Genomic DNA, 15999 nt, shown 5'->3' on the forward strand with positions numbered 1-15999 from the left:
CGGCGGGGGTGCAGCACGAAGAACCGCCCGGATCGGTCGATCCGGGCGGTCATCGGTCGATGCGTAGCGTCAGGAAGCGGCTACGTCGCTGTAGTACAGCTCGATTTGCATCTTGATGTCCACTCCGCGCTCCTGCAGCCACGGCACCGGGTCCAGCGGGTCCCCGTTGACATGGATCTCCAGGTGCAGGTGGGAGCCGTAGGAGTGGCCCGTGTTGCCGACCAGGCCGAGCTGGTCGCCGGCCTTGACCTGCTGCCCCTCCTTGACGCTCACGGCGGAGGAGTGGCCGTAGATGGCCTCGCTGCCGTCGGCGTGCTTGACGATCACCGCGTAGCCGTAGCCGCCGAACCAGCCGGCCTTGGTGACGGTGCCCTCGTGGATGGCCACGTACGGGGTGCCCTCGGGGGCCACCAGGTCGATCCCGGTGTGCAGCTTGCCCCAGCGCATGCCGTAGGGGGAGTTGAAGTCGTAGCCCTGCAGCGGCAGGAGCCAGACCTCCTGCTCGCCGGCGGCCTTCGTCTCGGCCCGGCTGTCGCGGGAGGCCCGGTCGGCGGCGTCCGCGCGGGCCGCCGCGTCCTGGCTGGTGATGGAGGCCTGCTTCAGCTCGTCGAGGACCGACGGGCTGACGCTCTTGGCGTCCGGCAGGGCTCCCGCGCCGATCGCGACGATGCCGGCACCGACGAACGCGGTGGTGACGACGGCGGCGTAGCGGCTCCGCGGCGGGGTGGGTACGCGGCGGCGGCCGCGATATCGATCGGGCTCAGACGACAGGCGCTGGCGCACGCACACCCTCCGTTGTCGGGGTTCCGATGCGGTCGGCCGGCGCTCGTGAAGCGGTGGTGAACGTCGGCTGGCCGCGTCGTCACCCGTCCGTGGACCTGATGACAACCGTGGACACGGTAGCCAACCGCCACGCCCGTCACAAGCCAGACGGGGTAATTGGCGTGTCGATCTGTCCGTTTACGTCCTTTATTGTCACGCCTCGTCACTTGGTCATACGTGCCCTCACCTGCCCGTTCGTCGCGCACCGTGACCGCTGTCGCCCGAATGTCCGGCCCCCTGGCCCGGCCCCCTAGGCTCCTCCTTCGAAGGGCCGGTCGGATTCCCTGCCGACGACCCGCCGGGTTACCGTTCGTTCAGGTGACAGTCGTAGCGCCCTCGAAAGGTGTCCGCTGATGAGCTCTCGTATCCGGGTCGTCGTCGCGAAGCCGGGCCTCGACGGCCACGACCGGGGGGCCAAGGTCGTCGCCCGCGCCCTCCGCGACGCCGGCATGGAGGTCATCTACACCGGCCTGCACCAGACCCCGGAGCAGATCGTCGAGACCGCCATCCAGGAGGACGCCGACGCGGTCGGGCTCTCGGTGCTCTCCGGCGCGCACATGACCCTGTTCCGGCGGGTCGTCGAGCTGCTGGGCGAGCGGGACGCGCAGGACATCGTCGTCTTCGGCGGCGGCATCGTCCCCGACGCCGACATCCCCGAGCTGGAGCAGCTCGGCGTCAAGAAGATCTTCACCCCGGGTGCGACCACGCAGTCGATCGTCGAGTGGGTGCGGGCCAACGTGGCCCAGCCGGTCGCCTGACCCGCGCCCCGGCACCTTTCCCCGGGCAGGGGGGAGGGGCCGGACGCACCCCTCACACGTCCGGCCCCTCTATGCACGATGCCCCGCCGCCACCCCTCGACCGACAGGGCATCGGCCGTCTCCCGTCTTTGCGCTCAGCAGCGCTCCGACACCTGACTCAACGACGCCCTGACCGTGGGGTTACGCCGACCTGGGAACATCGTCTGCGGAATTCCCACGCGCGCTGTTGCGGACCCCGCCGACGGCCGCGATCCCGCTGGTTGTGGAGTAGGGCACACCGCGCACCCGCTCGGTTGCCGCCGGTGCCGACCTCGCTAGGCTGCGCCCAATGGCCTGTTTCAACTGATGACAGGCGTCAAACTGATTCCACAACGCTGGTGGCGGCGCGACGGCGCGCCGCGGAGACGGGACGGGACGCGCAATCGTGGACCTGTACGAGTACCAGGGGCGGGACCTGTTCGAGCGGCACGGCTTGCCCGTGCTGGCCGGCGGCGTCGCCAACACCCCGGAGGAGGCCCGCGCGATCGCCGAACGCCTCGGCGGCCGGGTGGTCGTCAAGGCGCAGGTGAAGGTCGGTGGCCGTGGCAAGGCCGGCGGCGTCAAGCTGGCCGAGGGCACGGATGAGACGGTGGCCCGCGCCACCGACATCCTCGGCATGGACATCAAGGGTCACACGGTCCACAAGGTCATGATCACCGTGACGGCGGACGTGGCCGAGGAGTACTACTTCTCCTACCTGCTCGACCGGGCGAACCGCACCTTCCTCTGCATCGCCAGCGTCGCCGGCGGCATGGACATCGAGCAGGTCGCCGCCGACACCCCGGACAAGGTCGTCAAGGCCCCGATCGACGCCGTCAAGGGCGTCGACGAGGCGAAGGCCCGCGAGATCGTCACCGCCGCCGGCTTCCCGGCCGACGTCGCCGACCAGGTCGTCGAGGTCGCCGTGGGCCTGTGGCAGGCGTTCGTCGCCGAGGACGCCACGCTGGTCGAGGTGAACCCGCTGGCCAAGACCGGCGACGGCAAGCTGCTGCTGCTCGACGCGAAGGTCACCCTGGACGAGAACGCCGCGTTCCGGCACCCGGACCACGAGGCGCTCGTCGACCAGGCCGCCGTGGACCCGCTGGAGCAGGCCGCCAAGGAGAAGGACCTCAACTACGTCAAGCTCGACGGCGAGGTCGGCATCATCGGCAACGGCGCGGGCCTGGTGATGTCCACCCTCGACGTCGTGGCCTACGCGGGCGAGCGGCACGGCAACGTCAAGCCGGCCAACTTCCTCGACATCGGCGGCGGCGCGAGCGCCGCGGTGATGGCCAACGGGCTGGAGATCGTCCTGTCCGACCCGTCGGTGCGCAGCGTCTTCGTCAACGTCTTCGGCGGCATCACCGCCTGCGACGAGGTCGCCAACGGCATCGTGCAGGCGCTGGCCCTGCTGGAGCAGCGCGGTGAGAAGGTCACCAAGCCGCTCGTCGTCCGGCTGGACGGCAACAACGCCGAGGCTGGCCGGGCGATCCTCGACGGCGCGAACAACCCGCTGGTGCAGCGGGTCGACACCATGGACGGCGCGGCCGAGCGGGCCGCCGAGCTGGCGGCTGCGGGGGTCTGACAATGGCTATCTGGCTGACCAAGGACTCGAAGGTCATCGTGCAGGGGATGACCGGCTCCGAGGGGTCCAAGCACACCCGGCGGATGCTCGCCGCCGGCACGAACGTCGTCGGCGGCACCAACCCGCGCAAGGCGGGCCAGAGCGTCGACTTCGACGGCACCGCGCTGCCGGTCTTCGCGACCGTCGCCGACGCGATGGCCGAGACCGGCGCCGACGTGACGGTCATCTTCGTCCCGCCGCAGTTCACCAAGGCCGCCGTGATCGAGGCGATCGACGCCGGGATCCCGCTGGCCGTGGTCATCACCGAGGGCGTGCCGGTGCACGACACCGCCGCCTTCTGGGCGTACAACGTGGCCAAGGGCGAGCGCACCCGGATCATCGGGCCGAACTGCCCCGGCATCGCCTCGCCGGGCGCGTCCAACGCCGGCATCATCCCGGCCGACATCACCGGCTCCGGCCGCATCGGCCTGGTCAGCAAGAGCGGCACCCTGACCTACCAGATGATGTACGAGCTGCGCGACATCGGCTTCTCGACCTGCGTCGGCATCGGCGGTGACCCGATCATCGGGACCACCCACATCGACGCCCTGGCCGCGTTCGAGGCCGACCCGGACACCGACGCCATCGTGATGATCGGCGAGATCGGCGGCGACGCCGAGGAGCGGGCCGCCGAGTTCATCAAGTCCAACGTCACCAAGCCGGTGGTCGGCTACATCGCCGGCTTCACCGCGCCCCCCGGCAAGACCATGGGCCACGCCGGCGCGATCATCTCCGGCTCGGCGGGCACCGCCGAGGCGAAGAAGGAGGCGCTGGAGGCCGTCGGCGTGAAGGTCGGCAAGACCCCGACCGAGACCGCCAAGCTCATGCGGGAGATCATGTCCGCCGGCTGACCGCCGCGAGACGCGCCGAGGGGGTCGACCGAGCCGGTCGGCCCCCTCGCGTCGTCACGGCGCCCGATCGTCGCGCGGTGACGGGTCAGTTGTTGTTCCAGAACGGGTAGTTGCCGCTCGCCCGCAGGATCGCGCTGCCGATGATGTTGATCACGCCGAACGCGATGGCGAGGTAACCCAGCACCGGGGACTGGCCGTACCGCTTGGCGTCCCGGATCGACAGGTACCCGAAGATGATCCCCAGGATGCCGCAGCAGAGCAGGCCCAGGATGATGCCGAGCACGCCCCACAGCGTGGTGCGGTCCCGGCCCCCGGCCTGCGCAGGGGGCGGTGGATACGGAGCATTCACGGCTTCCTCCGAGCGGTCCGCGGCCGCGACAGGAATTCGCGTCCTGGGGCCGAGGCTAGACCGGATCGGGGGTGCCAGGTCGGTGGATCACCGAACTTCCGGCCGGTCGGGGGCGGTATCGGACTGCCCGCGACGGCGCGACGTGCCAGAGTAGAGCCGATGTCCTCCGTCACCCCTGACCAGCCCCGCCGTCCGGCCGCCAGGGTCGGCGCCGACGCCCGGCCCGCCGGCCGCGTCCCGGGCCCCCGGGGGCCCGCGCCCCGGCCCGGGGAGTCCCCCCGGGGCCGGGCCCCGCTCGCGGTGGCCGCCGGGGTCGCCGCCGCCTGGGCCGCGCTCACCTCCTACCTGCCGGTCGCCCTCGTGCTCGGGCTCGCCCAGCTCACCGAGGACGCCGGCTCCGTCACCGGCGCGCTGCGCGCCGGGCTCGCCGGCTGGCTGCTCGGCCACGGCGTCCCGCTCACCACCGACGCCGGGCCGTTCGGCCTGACCCCGCTCGCGCTGACCGCGCTGGCCGTCTGGCGGCTCACCCGCGCCGGGGTGCACGCCAGCCGGGCCATCGGGGCGCGGGGCGGGCGCTCCCCGCGCCAGGCGCTCACCGCCGCCGGCGCGGTCGGCATCGGGTACGCGCTGCTCGGCGCGCTCGCCGCCGTGCCCGCCGGTGCCGCCCCGGCCCGCGCCGGGGCGACGTTCGCCCTCGTCGGCACGCTCGCGGCCCTGGCCGGGGCGCTGCGGACCACCGCCGTGGCCCGCCTGCTCGCCGCCCGGGCCCCCACGCAGCTCCGGGACGGGGTGCGCACCGGCCTCGTCGCCGGGCTGCTGCTGCTCGGCGCGGGGGCCGGAGCAGCGGGGCTCGCGGTGGCCACCGGGGGCGGCGACGCCGCCGACATGATCGGCGCCTACCGCACCGGGGTGGCCGGGCAGGCCGGGATCACCCTGGTCAGCCTCGCCTACGCGCCGAACGCGACGATCTGGTCGGCCAGCTACCTGCTCGGCCCCGGGTTCGCCGTCGGCGTCGACACCGCCGTCCGCACCAGCGAGGTCTCCGTCGGCGCGCTGCCGGCCGTGCCGCTGCTGGCGGGGCTGCCCAGCGGGCCCGTCGACGGCTACGGTGCGGGCCTGCTCGCCGTGCCCGTCCTGGCCGGCATGGCCGCCGGGTGGCTGCTCGCCCGCCGGCTGCTGCGGATCGCCGCCGAGGACCGCGCCGAGGTGGCCTGGCCGGCGCTGCTCGCCCCGGCGGCGCTGGCCGGCCCGGTCGCCGGGCTGCTGCTCGGCGCGCTCGCGGCGGTCTCCGGCGGCCCGCTCGGCGGCGGCCGGCTGGCCGAGATCGGCCCGGTCGGCTGGCAGGTGGCCGGGGTGGCCACCGCCGTGATCGCGGTCGGTGCCCTGCTCGGCGCCGCCGCCACCCGGGCGCTGCGCGGGAAGGGAAGGCCCCCCTCCTGACGCGTCGGACGCAGCGAGGGGCGCCCCGGGAAACTCCGGAGCGCCCCTCGCGATGTCCTGCGACCAGGTGGCCTGCGGCCCGCCTCAGGTGGTGGGCAGGGTCACGTTCCCCACGATCCCGAGGATGAACAGCAGGACGCCGAGCCCGGCGCCGATCGCACCGCAGATCAGGCCGGTCTTGGCCTGGCCGTCGTTGCTGGCCAGCCCCTGCGCCGCCTTCTGCCGGCCCAGGTAGCCGGTGACCACGGCGGCGATGCCGACCGGGACGCCCAGGTACAGGCAGCAGACCAGCGGGATCGACGCGATGCCGAGGATCATCGACACCAGGCCGAGGGTGTTGTTCTGCCCCTGCGGCTGCGGGTAGCCGGCGTTCGGATAGCCCGGCGCGGCCCCGTAGGGCGGCTGCTGGGCGTACGGATCCTGCCCGTACGGCTGGCCAGAGGTGGGCTGCCCGTACGGCGCCGGGGGCTGCTGGGCGTACGGGTCCTGCCCGTACGGCTGACCCGATGTCGGCTGCTGCCCGTACGGCGCCGGGGGCGGCGGGGCGTACGGGTCGTGGTACTGCGGCTGGTTCGGGTCGTGGGGCTGCTGGCCGTACGGGTCCTGACCGGGCTGCATGCGTCGGTGCTCCTTGCTTCGGGCTGCTGTCAGTAGCTGCTGGTGCTGCTGGCTCCACCCATGATCCCGGCAAGACCACCCAGCGCGCAGCACACGAGGACGATCACGAGCCAGACGATGCCGACGATCAGGGCCCACTTGGACCACTTCTTCGACTCGGCCGCCGCCGCCTGCGCCCCCGCGTAGTCACCCTGCTGGATCAGCGGGTTGACCTTCGACGCGTTGATGATGGCGGGGATGGCCAGCGGCCAGAAGAGGAAGATGGCCACGATGGACATCGTCATGTTGTTATTGATCTGTTGCGGTTGGGGGGACTGGTAACCGGGCTGCATCCTGGGTGCTCCTCATTCCGTCGACACACCGCGCGTGTCGCGTCACTGACAGGTGCGGGACCCGGCCTGCGCCGGGCACCGAGCGACCGGCAGCGTACAGGGTCCGGGCGACAGGAAGCGTCACCGATTTCGGCCCGGGCCTGACGCCCCGCGCGTAGCGGTGCGGCCCCGACCTGGCCGCCCACCCGAGGGTGGCCCCGACCTGCCCGATAGGGTGGCCGCGTGACCGAGCCCGCGTCCGTCGCCCGCATCGTCGTCCTCGTCTCCGGCTCCGGGAGCAACCTCCAGGCGCTGCTCGACGCCGCCGCCGACCCCGCGTACGGTGCCCGGGTCGTCGCCGTGGGCGCGGACCGCGACGGGATCGCGGGCCTGGACCGGGCCGCCGCCGTCGGGGTGCCGACCTTCGTCGAGCGGGTGAAGGACCACCCGACCCGGGCGGACTGGGACGCCGCGCTGACCAGGCAGGTCGCCGCGCACCGCCCCGACCTGGTGGTCTCCGCCGGCTTCCTCAAGCTGGTCGGCCCGGAGTTCCTCGCCGCCTTCGGCGACCGCTACCTCAACACCCACAACACGCTGCTGCCGGCGTTCCCCGGCATCCACGGCCCCCGCGACGCCCTCGCCTACGGGGTGAAGATCACCGGGGCCACCCTCTTCTTCGTCGACGCCGGCATGGACACCGGGCCGATCGTGGCCCAGGTCGCCGTCCCCGTGTGCGACGACGACGACGAGGAGACGCTCACCGAGCGCATCAAGTCCGCCGAGCGGCGTCAGCTCGTCGAGCAGGTCGGTCGGCTGGTCCGCGAAGGTTGGACGATCACCGGAAGAAAGGTCACGGTCCCGTGAGTTCCAGTCAGGACGAGCGCCGCCCGATCCGGCGGGCGCTGGTCAGCGTCTACGACAAGAGCGGCCTGGTCGAGTTGGCCCAGGCCCTGCACGCGGCCGGCGTGGAGATCGTCTCGACCGGCAGCACCGCGTCGACCGTCGCCGCCGCCGGGGTGCCGGTGACCCCGGTGGAGTCGGTGACCGGCTTCCCCGAGATCCTCGACGGCCGGGTCAAGACCCTGCACCCGCTGATCCACGGCGGGCTCCTGGCCGACCTGCGCAAGCCCGCGCACGCCGCCCAGCTCGACGAGCACGGCATCGCCGGCATCGACCTGCTGGTGTCGAACCTCTACCCGTTCCAGGACACGGTCGCCTCCGGCGCCGACGTCGAGGAGTGCGTGGAGCAGATCGACATCGGCGGGCCGGCGATGGTGCGCGCCGCCGCCAAGAACCACGCGTCCGTCGCGGTGGTCACCGACCCGGCCGCGTACCCGGAGTTGGTGGCCGCCCTCGGCGCGGGCGGGTTCACCCTGGCCCAGCGCCGGGTGCTGGCGGCCCGCGCGTTCGCCGCCATCGCCGAGTACGACGTGGCCGTGGCGCAGTGGTGCGCGACCACGCTCGCCCCCGACGCCGCCGGGTGGCCGGAGTTCGCCGGGCTGTCGCTGCGCCGCTCGGCGGTGCTGCGCTACGGCGAGAACCCGCACCAGGCCGCCGCCCTCTACGCCGACCCGGCCAGCCCCGCCGGCCTGGCGCAGGCGGAGCAGCTGCACGGCAAGGAGATGTCCTACAACAACTACGTCGACGCGGACGCCGCGTGGCGGGCGGCGAACGACTTCGCCGAGCAGCCGGCCGTGGCGATCATCAAGCACGCCAACCCGTGCGGGATCGCCGTCGGGGCCGACGTCGCCGACGCCCACCGCAAGGCGCACGCCTGCGACCCGGTGTCGGCGTACGGCGGGGTGATCGCCGTGAACCGGCCGGTGACCGCCGAGCTGGCCCGGCAGGTCGCCGACGTGTTCACCGAGGTGCTGGTGGCGCCGGGCTTCGACGAGGACGCGCTGGAGCTGCTGCGGGCGAAGAAGAACCTGCGGCTGCTGCGCGCCCCGGCGTACGCCCCGCTGCCGGCGGAGTGGCGGCAGGTCACCGGCGGGATGCTGGTGCAGACGCGCGACGCCGTCGACGCCGAGGGCGACGACCCGGCCAACTGGCGGCTCGCCACCGGCGAGGCGGCCGACGAGGCCACCCTGCGCGACCTGGCGTTCGCCTGGCGGGCGGTACGCGCGGTGAAGAGCAACGCGATCCTGCTGGCGAAGGACGGGGCGACCGTCGGCGTCGGCATGGGCCAGGTCAACCGGGTCGACTCGGCGCAGCTCGCGGTGACCCGGGCCGGCGCCGACCGGGCGGCCGGCTCGGTCTGCGCCTCGGACGCGTTCTTCCCGTTCGCCGACGGCCCGAAGGTCCTCATCGCGGCCGGGGTGAAGGCGATCGTCCAGCCGGGCGGCTCGATCCGGGACGAGGAGGTCGCCACCGCCTGCAAGGAGGCCGGCGTCACGCTCTACCTCACCGGCACCCGCCACTTCTTCCACTGACCGCACCGCGCCGCCGTCCCGCTGCCCGCCCGGCCCCGCTGCCTCGACCGACCCGCCCCGGGTCCGCAGGCAGCGGGGCGGGCGGACGTGAGACGATCTGGGCGTGACGGCGACGATCCTGGACGGCAAGGCGACCGCGGCGGAGATCAAGGACGAGCTGCGGGCGCGGGTGAAGGCACTGGCGGAGCGGGGCGTCGTGCCCGGGCTGGGCACGGTCCTGGTCGGGGCCGATCCGGGCTCCCAGGCGTACGTCAACGGCAAGCACCGCGACTGCGCCGAGGTGGGGATCGCCTCGATCCGCCGCGAGCTGCCCGCCGACGCCACCCAGCAGCAGGTCGACGACGTCCTCGCCGAGCTGAACGCCGACCCGGCCTGCCACGGCTACATCGTCCAGCTTCCGCTGCCCGGTCACCTGGACACCCAGCGGGCGCTGGAGATGATCGACCCCGACAAGGACGCCGACGGCCTGCACCCGGTCAACCTCGGCCGGCTGGTCCTCGGCTACGACGGCCCGCTGCCCTGCACCCCGCGCGGCATCGTCGAGCTGCTCCGCCGGCACGACGTGCCGCTGCGCGGCGCGAACGTCGCCGTCGTGGGCCGGGGCAACACCGTCGGCCGTCCGCTGGGCCTGCTGCTGACCCGGCGCAGCGAGAACGCCACGGTCACCCTCTGCCACACCGGCACGCTCGACCTCGCCGGCCACACCCGCGCGGCCGAGATCGTGATCGTCGCGGCCGGGGTGCCGGGCCTGCTCACCGCCGACATGGTCACCCCCGGCGCGACGGTGGTCGACGTCGGCATCACCCGGGTGATCGGGGCGGACGGCAAGGGCCGCTACACCGGCGACGTCGACCCCGAGGTGGCCGAGGTGGCCGGCAAGGTGGTCCCGATGCCCGGCGGCGTCGGCCCGATGACGCGCGCCATGCTGCTGACCAACGTCGTCGAGCGGGCCGAGCGCGGCTGAGTCCCCGCCGGTCCGGCGCGGCCGGGTCGTCCCGCCCTGCCGGGCCGGGCGCGGCTGAGCCCGACCCGGCAGTCGCCGGGGCGAACCCGGCGACGGTGACGTTCGCCCCATCCCGCCGATGGCCGCCGCCCCTGGCCGGTGGGCTGCCAGGATGACTGATACGGTCCGGAAAACGACTGGTAACAGGGAGTGGGACGACCATGGGTAAGAAGGTCACTGTCGTCGGGGCCGGCTTCTACGGCTCCACCACCGCGCAGCGCCTGGCCGAGTACGACGTCTTCGACACCGTCGTGATCACCGACATCGTGGAGGGCAAGCCCGCCGGCCTGGCCCTGGACCTCAACCAGTCGCGGGCCGTCGAGGGCTTCGAGACCAAGGTCGTCGGCGTCACCACCGGCCCGAACGGCGAGGGCTACGAGGCCATCGAGGGCTCGGACGTCGTGGTGATCACCGCCGGCCTCCCGCGCAAGCCGGGCATGAGCCGGATGGACCTGCTGGAGACGAACGCCAAGATCGTCCGTCAGGTCTCCGAGAACGTCGCCAAGTACGCCCCGAACGCCGTCGTCATCGTCGTGTCGAACCCGCTCGACGAGATGACCGCGCTGGCCCAGCTCGCCACCCAGTTCCCCAAGAACCGGGTGCTCGGCCAGGCCGGCATGCTCGACACCGCCCGGTTCACCAACTTCGTCGCCGAGGCGCTCGGCGTGCCGGTGCGGTCGGTGAAGACGCTGACCCTGGGCTCGCACGGCGACACCATGGTCCCGGTGCCGTCGCAGAGCACCGTCGACGGCAAGCCGCTGCGCGAGGCCATGCCGGCCGAGCAGATCGAGGAGCTGGTCGTCAAGACCCGCAACGGCGGCGCCGAGGTGGTCGCGCTGCTGAAGACCGGCTCGGCCTACTACGCCCCGTCGGCCGCCGCCGCCCGGATGGCCAAGGCCGTGGCGGAGGACTCCGGCGAGGTCATGCCGGTCTGCGCCTGGGTCGACGGCGAGTACGGCATCTCCGGCGTCTACCTGGGCGTCGAGGCCCAGATCGGCGCCGAGGGCGTCAAGCGGGTCGTCGAGACCGACCTCGACGCCGACGAGCTGGCCAGCCTCAAGGAGGCCGCCGAGGCCGTCCGCGCGAAGCAGGCCGACGTCGCCAGCATGTGAGCCACGCGGAAGGGGCGGGCCGGCCGACGCCGGGCCCGCCCCTTCGCCGTTTCCGCCGCCCGTCCGGGCGGCCGTCGGCGCTCAGAGCGCCACGAACGGCTCGCCCAGGTGCGGGGTGGCCAGGGCCGCCGGGCCCCGCGCGGCCAGGTCGCGCAGCAGCGCCACCCGCGAGGCGCGCGCCGTCCCCGGCTGCTCCTCGTGGGCGTACGCCAGGTCGGGGTCGACGAGCTGGACCGCGTGCACCAGCAGGTCGCCCGTGACCAGCAGCCGCTCGTCGCCGGAGTCCACCAGCACCGACTGGTGGCCGGGGGTGTGCCCGGGGGTGCTCAGCACGCGTACCCCCGGGGTGAGCGGGGTGTCGCCGTCGAGGACCCGGAGCTGGCCGGCGGCGCGCAACGGCGCGACCAGGCCCGCCTCCAGCCCGGGGTTGAGCGAGGCGAGGGCGGTCAGCTCGGCGCGCTGGACGAGGTAGTCGGCGTTGCGGAACCAGGGGGTGCCGACGACCGCCCAGCCGACGTGGTCGGTGTGCAGGTGGGTCAGCACGACCGTGCGGACGTCGGCCGGGTCGATCCCGGCGGCGGCCAGCTCGGCGGGCAGCCGGCCGGGCACCGGGGCCCAGCTCGCGGCGGGGGCGCCGGCCGGGCCGATGCCGGCGTCGACCAGGGTGACCGGGCCGTCCCCGGCGCGCAGGGCGAAGCAGCGGAACGGCAGCCACCAGCGGCCGTCGTCGGTGACCGTGGCCGGGTCGCGCCGGTCGGCGGCGGCCCACTGCTCGGCCGTGGCGGCCGGGAACGCCTCCTCGCGCGGCTGGAAGAACGGCCCCTCCCCGTCGGTCAGGGCGGTGACCGTGATAGACCCGAGGGTGCGGCGCGGCGGCATCCGGCGATCGTCCCAGCCGTCGGTTGTGCCGTGCATCCCGTTTTTCCCCGGCCAGCGCGGGCCGGCTGGGGACTGCGAGCCGGTTTCCAGTACGCTCGTACTGTTGAGCACGTGTCCCCCGAGAGGAGCGCCGGTCGATGGCGAAGATCAAGGTAAACAACCCGGTCGTTGAGCTCGACGGCGACGAGATGACCCGGATCATCTGGAAGCAGATCCGGGAGCAGCTGATCCTGCCCTACCTCGACGTCGACCTGCACTACTACGACCTCTCGATCCAGTACCGCGACTCCACCGACGACCAGGTCACCATCGACGCCGCCAACGCGATCAAGGAGCACGGCGTCGGCGTCAAGTGCGCCACCATCACCCCGGACGAGGCCCGGGTGGAGGAGTTCGGCCTCAAGAAGATGTGGCGGTCGCCGAACGGCACCATCCGCAACATCCTCGGCGGCGTCGTCTTCCGCGAGCCGATCATCATGTCGAACGTGCCGCGTCTCGTCCCGGGCTGGACCAAGCCGATCATCATCGGCCGGCACGCCCACGGCGACCAGTACAAGGCCACCGACTTCGTCGTCCCCGGCCCGGGCACGGTGACCATCACCTACACCCCGGCCGACGGCTCCGCCCCGGTCGAGATGGAGGTCGCCAACTTCCCCGGCGGCGGCGTCACCATGGGCATGTACAACTTCGACGACTCGATCCGCGACTTCGCCCGCGCCTCCATGCGCTACGGCCTGGACCGCGGCTACCCGGTCTACCTGTCGACGAAGAACACCATCCTCAAGGCGTACGACGGCCGGTTCAAGGACATCTTCGCCGAGGTGTTCGAGAACGAGTTCAAGGCCGAGTTCGAGGCCGCCGGCATCACCTACGAGCACCGGCTCATCGACGACATGGTGGCTGCCGCGCTCAAGTGGGAGGGCGGCTTCGTCTGGGCCTGCAAGAACTACGACGGTGACGTGCAGTCCGACACCGTGGCGCAGGGCTTCGGCTCGCTGGGCCTGATGACCTCGGTCCTGATGACCCCGGACGGCCGCACCGTCGAGGCGGAGGCCGCGCACGGCACGGTGACCCGGCACTACCGGCAGTACCAGAAGGGCGAGAAGACCTCGACCAACCCGATCGCCTCGATCTACGCCTGGACCCGGGGCCTGGCCCACCGGGGCAAGCTGGACGGCACCCCGGCCGTCACCGAGTTCGCCAACACGCTGGAGCAGGTCATCATCGACACCGTCGAGGGTGGCCAGATGACCAAGGACCTCGCGCTGCTGATCTCGCGCGACGCCCCGTGGCTGACCACCGACGAGTTCATGAACGCGCTGGACGAGAACCTGGCGCGTCGGCTCGCCGCCTGATCGCACCGCCGTACCGCCGAAGCCCGCCGGCCACGCGCCGGCGGGCTTCGCCGCGTCCCCGGCCGTCGCGCCGTCACCCCGGGTGAGGTGGCTCGTTGTGCAGGATGGACGTGGTGCCAGTCGCGTCCAGGGAGGTTGACCGCGGTCGCCGCGCGGCACGAGTGCCGATGAGCCAGCCTCCCCGGCTGTCGCACACAGCCAGCCGTCCCTTCCCTGCGGGGGGCCCGTCCCGGGCCCCCCGCGCCCTGTTGCGCTGCCCCGAGCCCCTGACAAGTGGGCCCTGCACTACCGGAAGCGTCAAGCAGGGGCCCCTCCTCTCAGCAGGGCGGCGGCGCGCTCCGGGGCGATGTCGTTGATGAACACCCCCATGCCCGACTCCGAGCCGGCCAGATACTTCAGCTTGTCCGTCGCCCGCCGGATGCTGAACAGCTGCAGGTGCAGGTGCCCCAGCTCGCGGTCGATCCGCACCGGCGCCTGGTGCCAGGCCGCGATGTACGGCATCGGCATGTCGAACAGGGCGTCGAAGCGGCGCAGCAGGTCCAGGTAGAGCGGGCCGAACGCGTCCCGCTCGGCGTCGGTCAGGGCGGGGATGTCCGGCACCGGCCGGTGCGGCGCGACGTGCACCTCGAACGGCCACCGGGCCGCCGCCGGCACGTACGCCGTCCAGTGCTCGTTGGCCGCCACCACGCGCGTGCCGGCGGCGCGCTCGGCGGCGAGCACGTCGGCGTAGAGGTTGCCGCCTCCGGTGCACTCGGCGTGGCGGCGGGCCGCGCCGAGCATCGCCCGGGTGCGCGGCGTGACGAACGGGTAAGCGTAGATCTGGCCGTGCGGGTGGTGCAGGGTCACCCCGATCTCCACGCCCCGGTTCTCGAAGCAGAAGATCTGCTCCACCCCGGGCAGCTCGGCCAGCGCCGCCGTCCGGTCGGCGAGGGCGTCGAGCACAGTACGCACCCGGGCCGGCGGCAGGCCGGCGAACGAGGCGTGGTGGTCGTCGGTGAAGCAGACCACCTCGCACCGCCCCTGCCCCGGCCGGACCGGGGTGAACGGGGTGATCTCCGCCGGCTCCTCGGCGATCCGCTGGCTCAGCGACGGGAACCGGTTCTCGAAGACGGCCACGTCGTAGTCCGGGGCCGGGATCTCACTGAGCCGGTCGCCCCGGGACGGGCAGAGCGGGCACTGGTCGGCCGGGGGGAGGAAGATCCGGCTCTGCCGGTGCACGGCGACCGCCACCCACTCGTCGGTGAGCGGGTCGTACCGCAGCTGGGACGCGGGCGGCGGCGGCGGAAGCTCGCGCCGGTCCGGCTGGTCGCGGACCGCGTCGTCCCGCTCGTCGAAGTAGATCAGCTCCCGGCCGTCGGCCAGCTCGATCGTCGTACGCTTCACTCCGCCGTTCCCTCCCTCGTCGGCGCGGCCACGCGGCCGGGGCCACGATCCGGGGCCGGCGTCCGACCCGGTGCCGATCTGCTCGTCGTCCCCGCCCCCGCGACCAGGACCAGCTCGCCGACCCGCTCGTCGAGCACCTGTCGGGCCTGCGGGTCGAGCCGGTCGTCGGTGACCAGCACGTCGGCGGCGGACAGCTCGACGATCGAGGAGATGCCGACGGTGCCCCACTTGGTGTGGTCCGCGAGCACGACCAGCCGGTCGGCGGCGGCCACCAGGGCCCGGTCGGTCTCGGCCTCCATCAGGTTGGGGGTGGTGAAGCCGGCCCGCTCGCTGATCCCGTGCACGCCGAGGAAGAGCAGGTCCAGGTGCAGCGACCGGATCGCCGCGACCGCGAGGGGCCCGACCAGCGCGTCGGACGGCGTCCGCACCCCGCCGGTGAGCACCACGGTCTGGTCGGTGCGGTCCCCGGCGTGCAGGATCTCGGCGACCGGCAGAGAATTGGTCACCACGGTCAGCCCCGGCACGTCGACCAGCCGGCGGGCCAGCTCGGCCGTGGTGGTGCCGGCGGAAAGGGCGACCGCCGCGCCGGGACGCACCAGCTCGGCGGCGCGGGCGGCGATGGCCGCCTTCTCCGGCAGCTGGCGCACCGACTTCGCGTGGAAGCCCGGCTCGTGGGTGGAGCCGGGGCCGGTCGTGGTGGCGCCGCCGTGCACCTTGGCCAGCACGCCCTGCTCGTGCAGCGTGTCCAGGTCGCGCCGGATCGTCATGTCGGAGACGCCGAACTCGGCGGCCAGCTCGGTCACCCGGACGCCGCCGGTGGCCCGGACGCGCTCCAGGATGGCCGCCTGCCGTTGCCGCGCCAGCATTCCGCACCTCCGGTTCCCGCGCCCACTTCTCACGTGGTCGCACGCGTTCCAACAAAGGTGAACACTAGCGCGGCGGGTGGCCGTTGCGGAAGCGGAGCCGTAGGGGGCGGTGGGCACCGACACGTGCCCGGCGCACGCACCGCCGCCCGGCCCCCTCGACGGAGAGGAGGACCGGGCG

The 15999-nt window shown here is 73.2% G+C and carries 16 protein-coding genes; 9 read left to right on the forward strand and 7 right to left on the reverse strand.

Translation table 11 applies throughout. The features are described from left to right. Window positions 1-69 precede the first annotated feature (69 nt). The gene (locus TK50_RS19470; protein ID WP_043965697.1) at window positions 70-783 is read right to left on the reverse strand and encodes a M23 family metallopeptidase; all 714 of its coding nucleotides are present in this window, start codon (window positions 781-783) and stop codon (window positions 70-72) included. A 392-nt stretch (window positions 784-1175) separates the two neighbouring features. On the opposite strand from TK50_RS19470, the gene TK50_RS19475 reads away from it, so the two are divergent. The 3 genes from TK50_RS19475 (at window position 1176) to sucD (ending at window position 4073) form a co-directional block, all read left to right on the forward strand. Continuing rightward, window positions 1176-1580, forward strand: coding sequence for a coenzyme B12-dependent isobutyryl CoA mutase small subunit (locus tag TK50_RS19475; protein WP_043965699.1), 405 nt, complete (start codon window positions 1176-1178; stop codon window positions 1578-1580). Between the two features lie 424 nt (window positions 1581-2004). Continuing rightward, window positions 2005-3183 (forward strand): ADP-forming succinate--CoA ligase subunit beta, encoded by a 1179-nt coding sequence (sucC, locus tag TK50_RS19480; protein WP_043965701.1) that lies wholly within the window; start codon window positions 2005-2007, stop codon window positions 3181-3183. Between the two features lie 2 nt (window positions 3184-3185). Continuing rightward, window positions 3186-4073, forward strand: a complete 888-nt coding sequence (sucD, locus tag TK50_RS19485) for a succinate--CoA ligase subunit alpha (RefSeq protein WP_043965702.1) — start codon at window positions 3186-3188, stop codon at window positions 4071-4073. An 85-nt stretch (window positions 4074-4158) separates the two neighbouring features. Here sucD and TK50_RS19490 read toward each other — a convergent pair whose 3' ends face one another. Next, the gene (locus TK50_RS19490) at window positions 4159-4422 is read right to left on the reverse strand and encodes a hypothetical protein (RefSeq protein WP_043965704.1); all 264 of its coding nucleotides are present in this window, start codon (window positions 4420-4422) and stop codon (window positions 4159-4161) included. A 159-nt stretch (window positions 4423-4581) separates the two neighbouring features. On the opposite strand from TK50_RS19490, the gene TK50_RS19495 reads away from it, so the two are divergent. Further along, a complete protein-coding gene (locus TK50_RS19495) occupies window positions 4582-5862 on the forward strand; it encodes a cell division protein PerM (protein WP_043965706.1) in 1281 nt (426 codons plus the stop codon). Window positions 5863-5946: 84 nt separating this feature from the next. Here the strand turns inward: TK50_RS19495 and TK50_RS19500 are convergent, their stop codons facing one another. Further along, entirely contained in the window at window positions 5947-6480 is a 534-nt protein-coding gene (locus TK50_RS19500; RefSeq protein ID WP_043965707.1) for a DUF4190 domain-containing protein, read from the reverse strand. Window positions 6481-6509: 29 nt separating this feature from the next. After that, complete coding sequence (locus TK50_RS19505; protein WP_228986539.1) at window positions 6510-6764, reverse strand: CD225/dispanin family protein; 255 nt, start codon at window positions 6762-6764, stop codon at window positions 6510-6512. A gap of 270 nt (window positions 6765-7034) precedes the next feature. Between TK50_RS19505 and purN the strand changes: the two genes are divergently transcribed. The 4 genes from purN (at window position 7035) to mdh (ending at window position 11338) form a co-directional block, all read left to right on the forward strand. Further along, window positions 7035-7655, forward strand: a complete 621-nt coding sequence (purN, locus tag TK50_RS19510; protein WP_043965709.1) for a phosphoribosylglycinamide formyltransferase — start codon at window positions 7035-7037, stop codon at window positions 7653-7655. Continuing rightward, window positions 7652-9223, forward strand: a complete 1572-nt coding sequence (gene purH / locus TK50_RS19515; RefSeq protein WP_043965710.1) for a bifunctional phosphoribosylaminoimidazolecarboxamide formyltransferase/IMP cyclohydrolase — start codon at window positions 7652-7654, stop codon at window positions 9221-9223. The genes purN and purH overlap by 4 nt, the downstream gene beginning before the upstream one ends. Window positions 9224-9326: 103 nt before the next feature. Next, a complete protein-coding gene (locus TK50_RS19520; protein WP_043965711.1) occupies window positions 9327-10187 on the forward strand; it encodes a bifunctional methylenetetrahydrofolate dehydrogenase/methenyltetrahydrofolate cyclohydrolase in 861 nt (286 codons plus the stop codon). Between the two features lie 200 nt (window positions 10188-10387). After that, a complete protein-coding gene (mdh, locus tag TK50_RS19525) occupies window positions 10388-11338 on the forward strand; it encodes a malate dehydrogenase (protein ID WP_043965712.1) in 951 nt (316 codons plus the stop codon). An 81-nt stretch (window positions 11339-11419) separates the two neighbouring features. Here mdh and TK50_RS19530 read toward each other — a convergent pair whose 3' ends face one another. Continuing rightward, window positions 11420-12217: an MBL fold metallo-hydrolase gene (locus TK50_RS19530; RefSeq protein ID WP_043965713.1), complete on the reverse strand. Its 798-nt coding sequence runs from the start codon at window positions 12215-12217 to the stop codon at window positions 11420-11422. Window positions 12218-12354: 137 nt separating this feature from the next. Here TK50_RS19530 and TK50_RS19535 point away from each other — a divergent pair, with 137 nt between their 5' ends. Further along, entirely contained in the window at window positions 12355-13572 is a 1218-nt protein-coding gene (locus TK50_RS19535) for an NADP-dependent isocitrate dehydrogenase (protein WP_043965715.1), read from the forward strand. A gap of 297 nt (window positions 13573-13869) precedes the next feature. Here TK50_RS19535 and galT read toward each other — a convergent pair whose 3' ends face one another. Together galT and TK50_RS19545 are read right to left on the reverse strand one after the other, a co-directional pair. After that, entirely contained in the window at window positions 13870-14955 is a 1086-nt protein-coding gene (gene galT / locus TK50_RS19540) for a galactose-1-phosphate uridylyltransferase (protein WP_043965716.1), read from the reverse strand. Continuing rightward, a complete protein-coding gene (locus TK50_RS19545; protein WP_043965718.1) occupies window positions 14952-15821 on the reverse strand; it encodes a DeoR/GlpR family DNA-binding transcription regulator in 870 nt (289 codons plus the stop codon). The genes galT and TK50_RS19545 overlap by 4 nt, the downstream gene beginning before the upstream one ends. Between the last annotated feature and the right edge of the window lie 178 nt (window positions 15822-15999).

It is taken from the genome of Micromonospora haikouensis (assembly GCF_000876225.1).
Taxonomy (GTDB): Bacteria; Actinomycetota; Actinomycetes; order Mycobacteriales; family Micromonosporaceae; genus Micromonospora; species Micromonospora haikouensis.

What these genes read in the sequence shown, in the direction of transcription:
- TK50_RS19475 (WP_043965699.1), top strand. Translation starts at nt 1,176, where the DNA reads ATGAGCTCTCGTATCCGGGTCGTCGTCGCGAAGCCGGGCCTCGACGGC.
- sucD (WP_043965702.1), top strand. Translation starts at nt 3,186, where the DNA reads ATGGCTATCTGGCTGACCAAGGACTCGAAGGTCATCGTGCAGGGGATG.
- TK50_RS19495 (WP_043965706.1), top strand. Translation starts at nt 4,582, where the DNA reads ATGTCCTCCGTCACCCCTGACCAGCCCCGCCGTCCGGCCGCCAGGGTC.
- TK50_RS19500 (WP_043965707.1), bottom strand. Translation starts at nt 6,480, where the DNA reads ATGCAGCCCGGTCAGGACCCGTACGGCCAGCAGCCCCACGACCCGAAC.
- TK50_RS19505 (WP_228986539.1), bottom strand. Translation starts at nt 6,764, where the DNA reads ATGACGATGTCCATCGTGGCCATCTTCCTCTTCTGGCCGCTGGCCATC.
- mdh (WP_043965712.1), top strand. Translation starts at nt 10,388, where the DNA reads ATGGGTAAGAAGGTCACTGTCGTCGGGGCCGGCTTCTACGGCTCCACC.
- TK50_RS19530 (WP_043965713.1), bottom strand. Translation starts at nt 12,217, where the DNA reads ATGCCGCCGCGCCGCACCCTCGGGTCTATCACGGTCACCGCCCTGACC.
- TK50_RS19535 (WP_043965715.1), top strand. Translation starts at nt 12,355, where the DNA reads ATGGCGAAGATCAAGGTAAACAACCCGGTCGTTGAGCTCGACGGCGAC.
- TK50_RS19545 (WP_043965718.1), bottom strand. Translation starts at nt 15,821, where the DNA reads ATGCTGGCGCGGCAACGGCAGGCGGCCATCCTGGAGCGCGTCCGGGCC.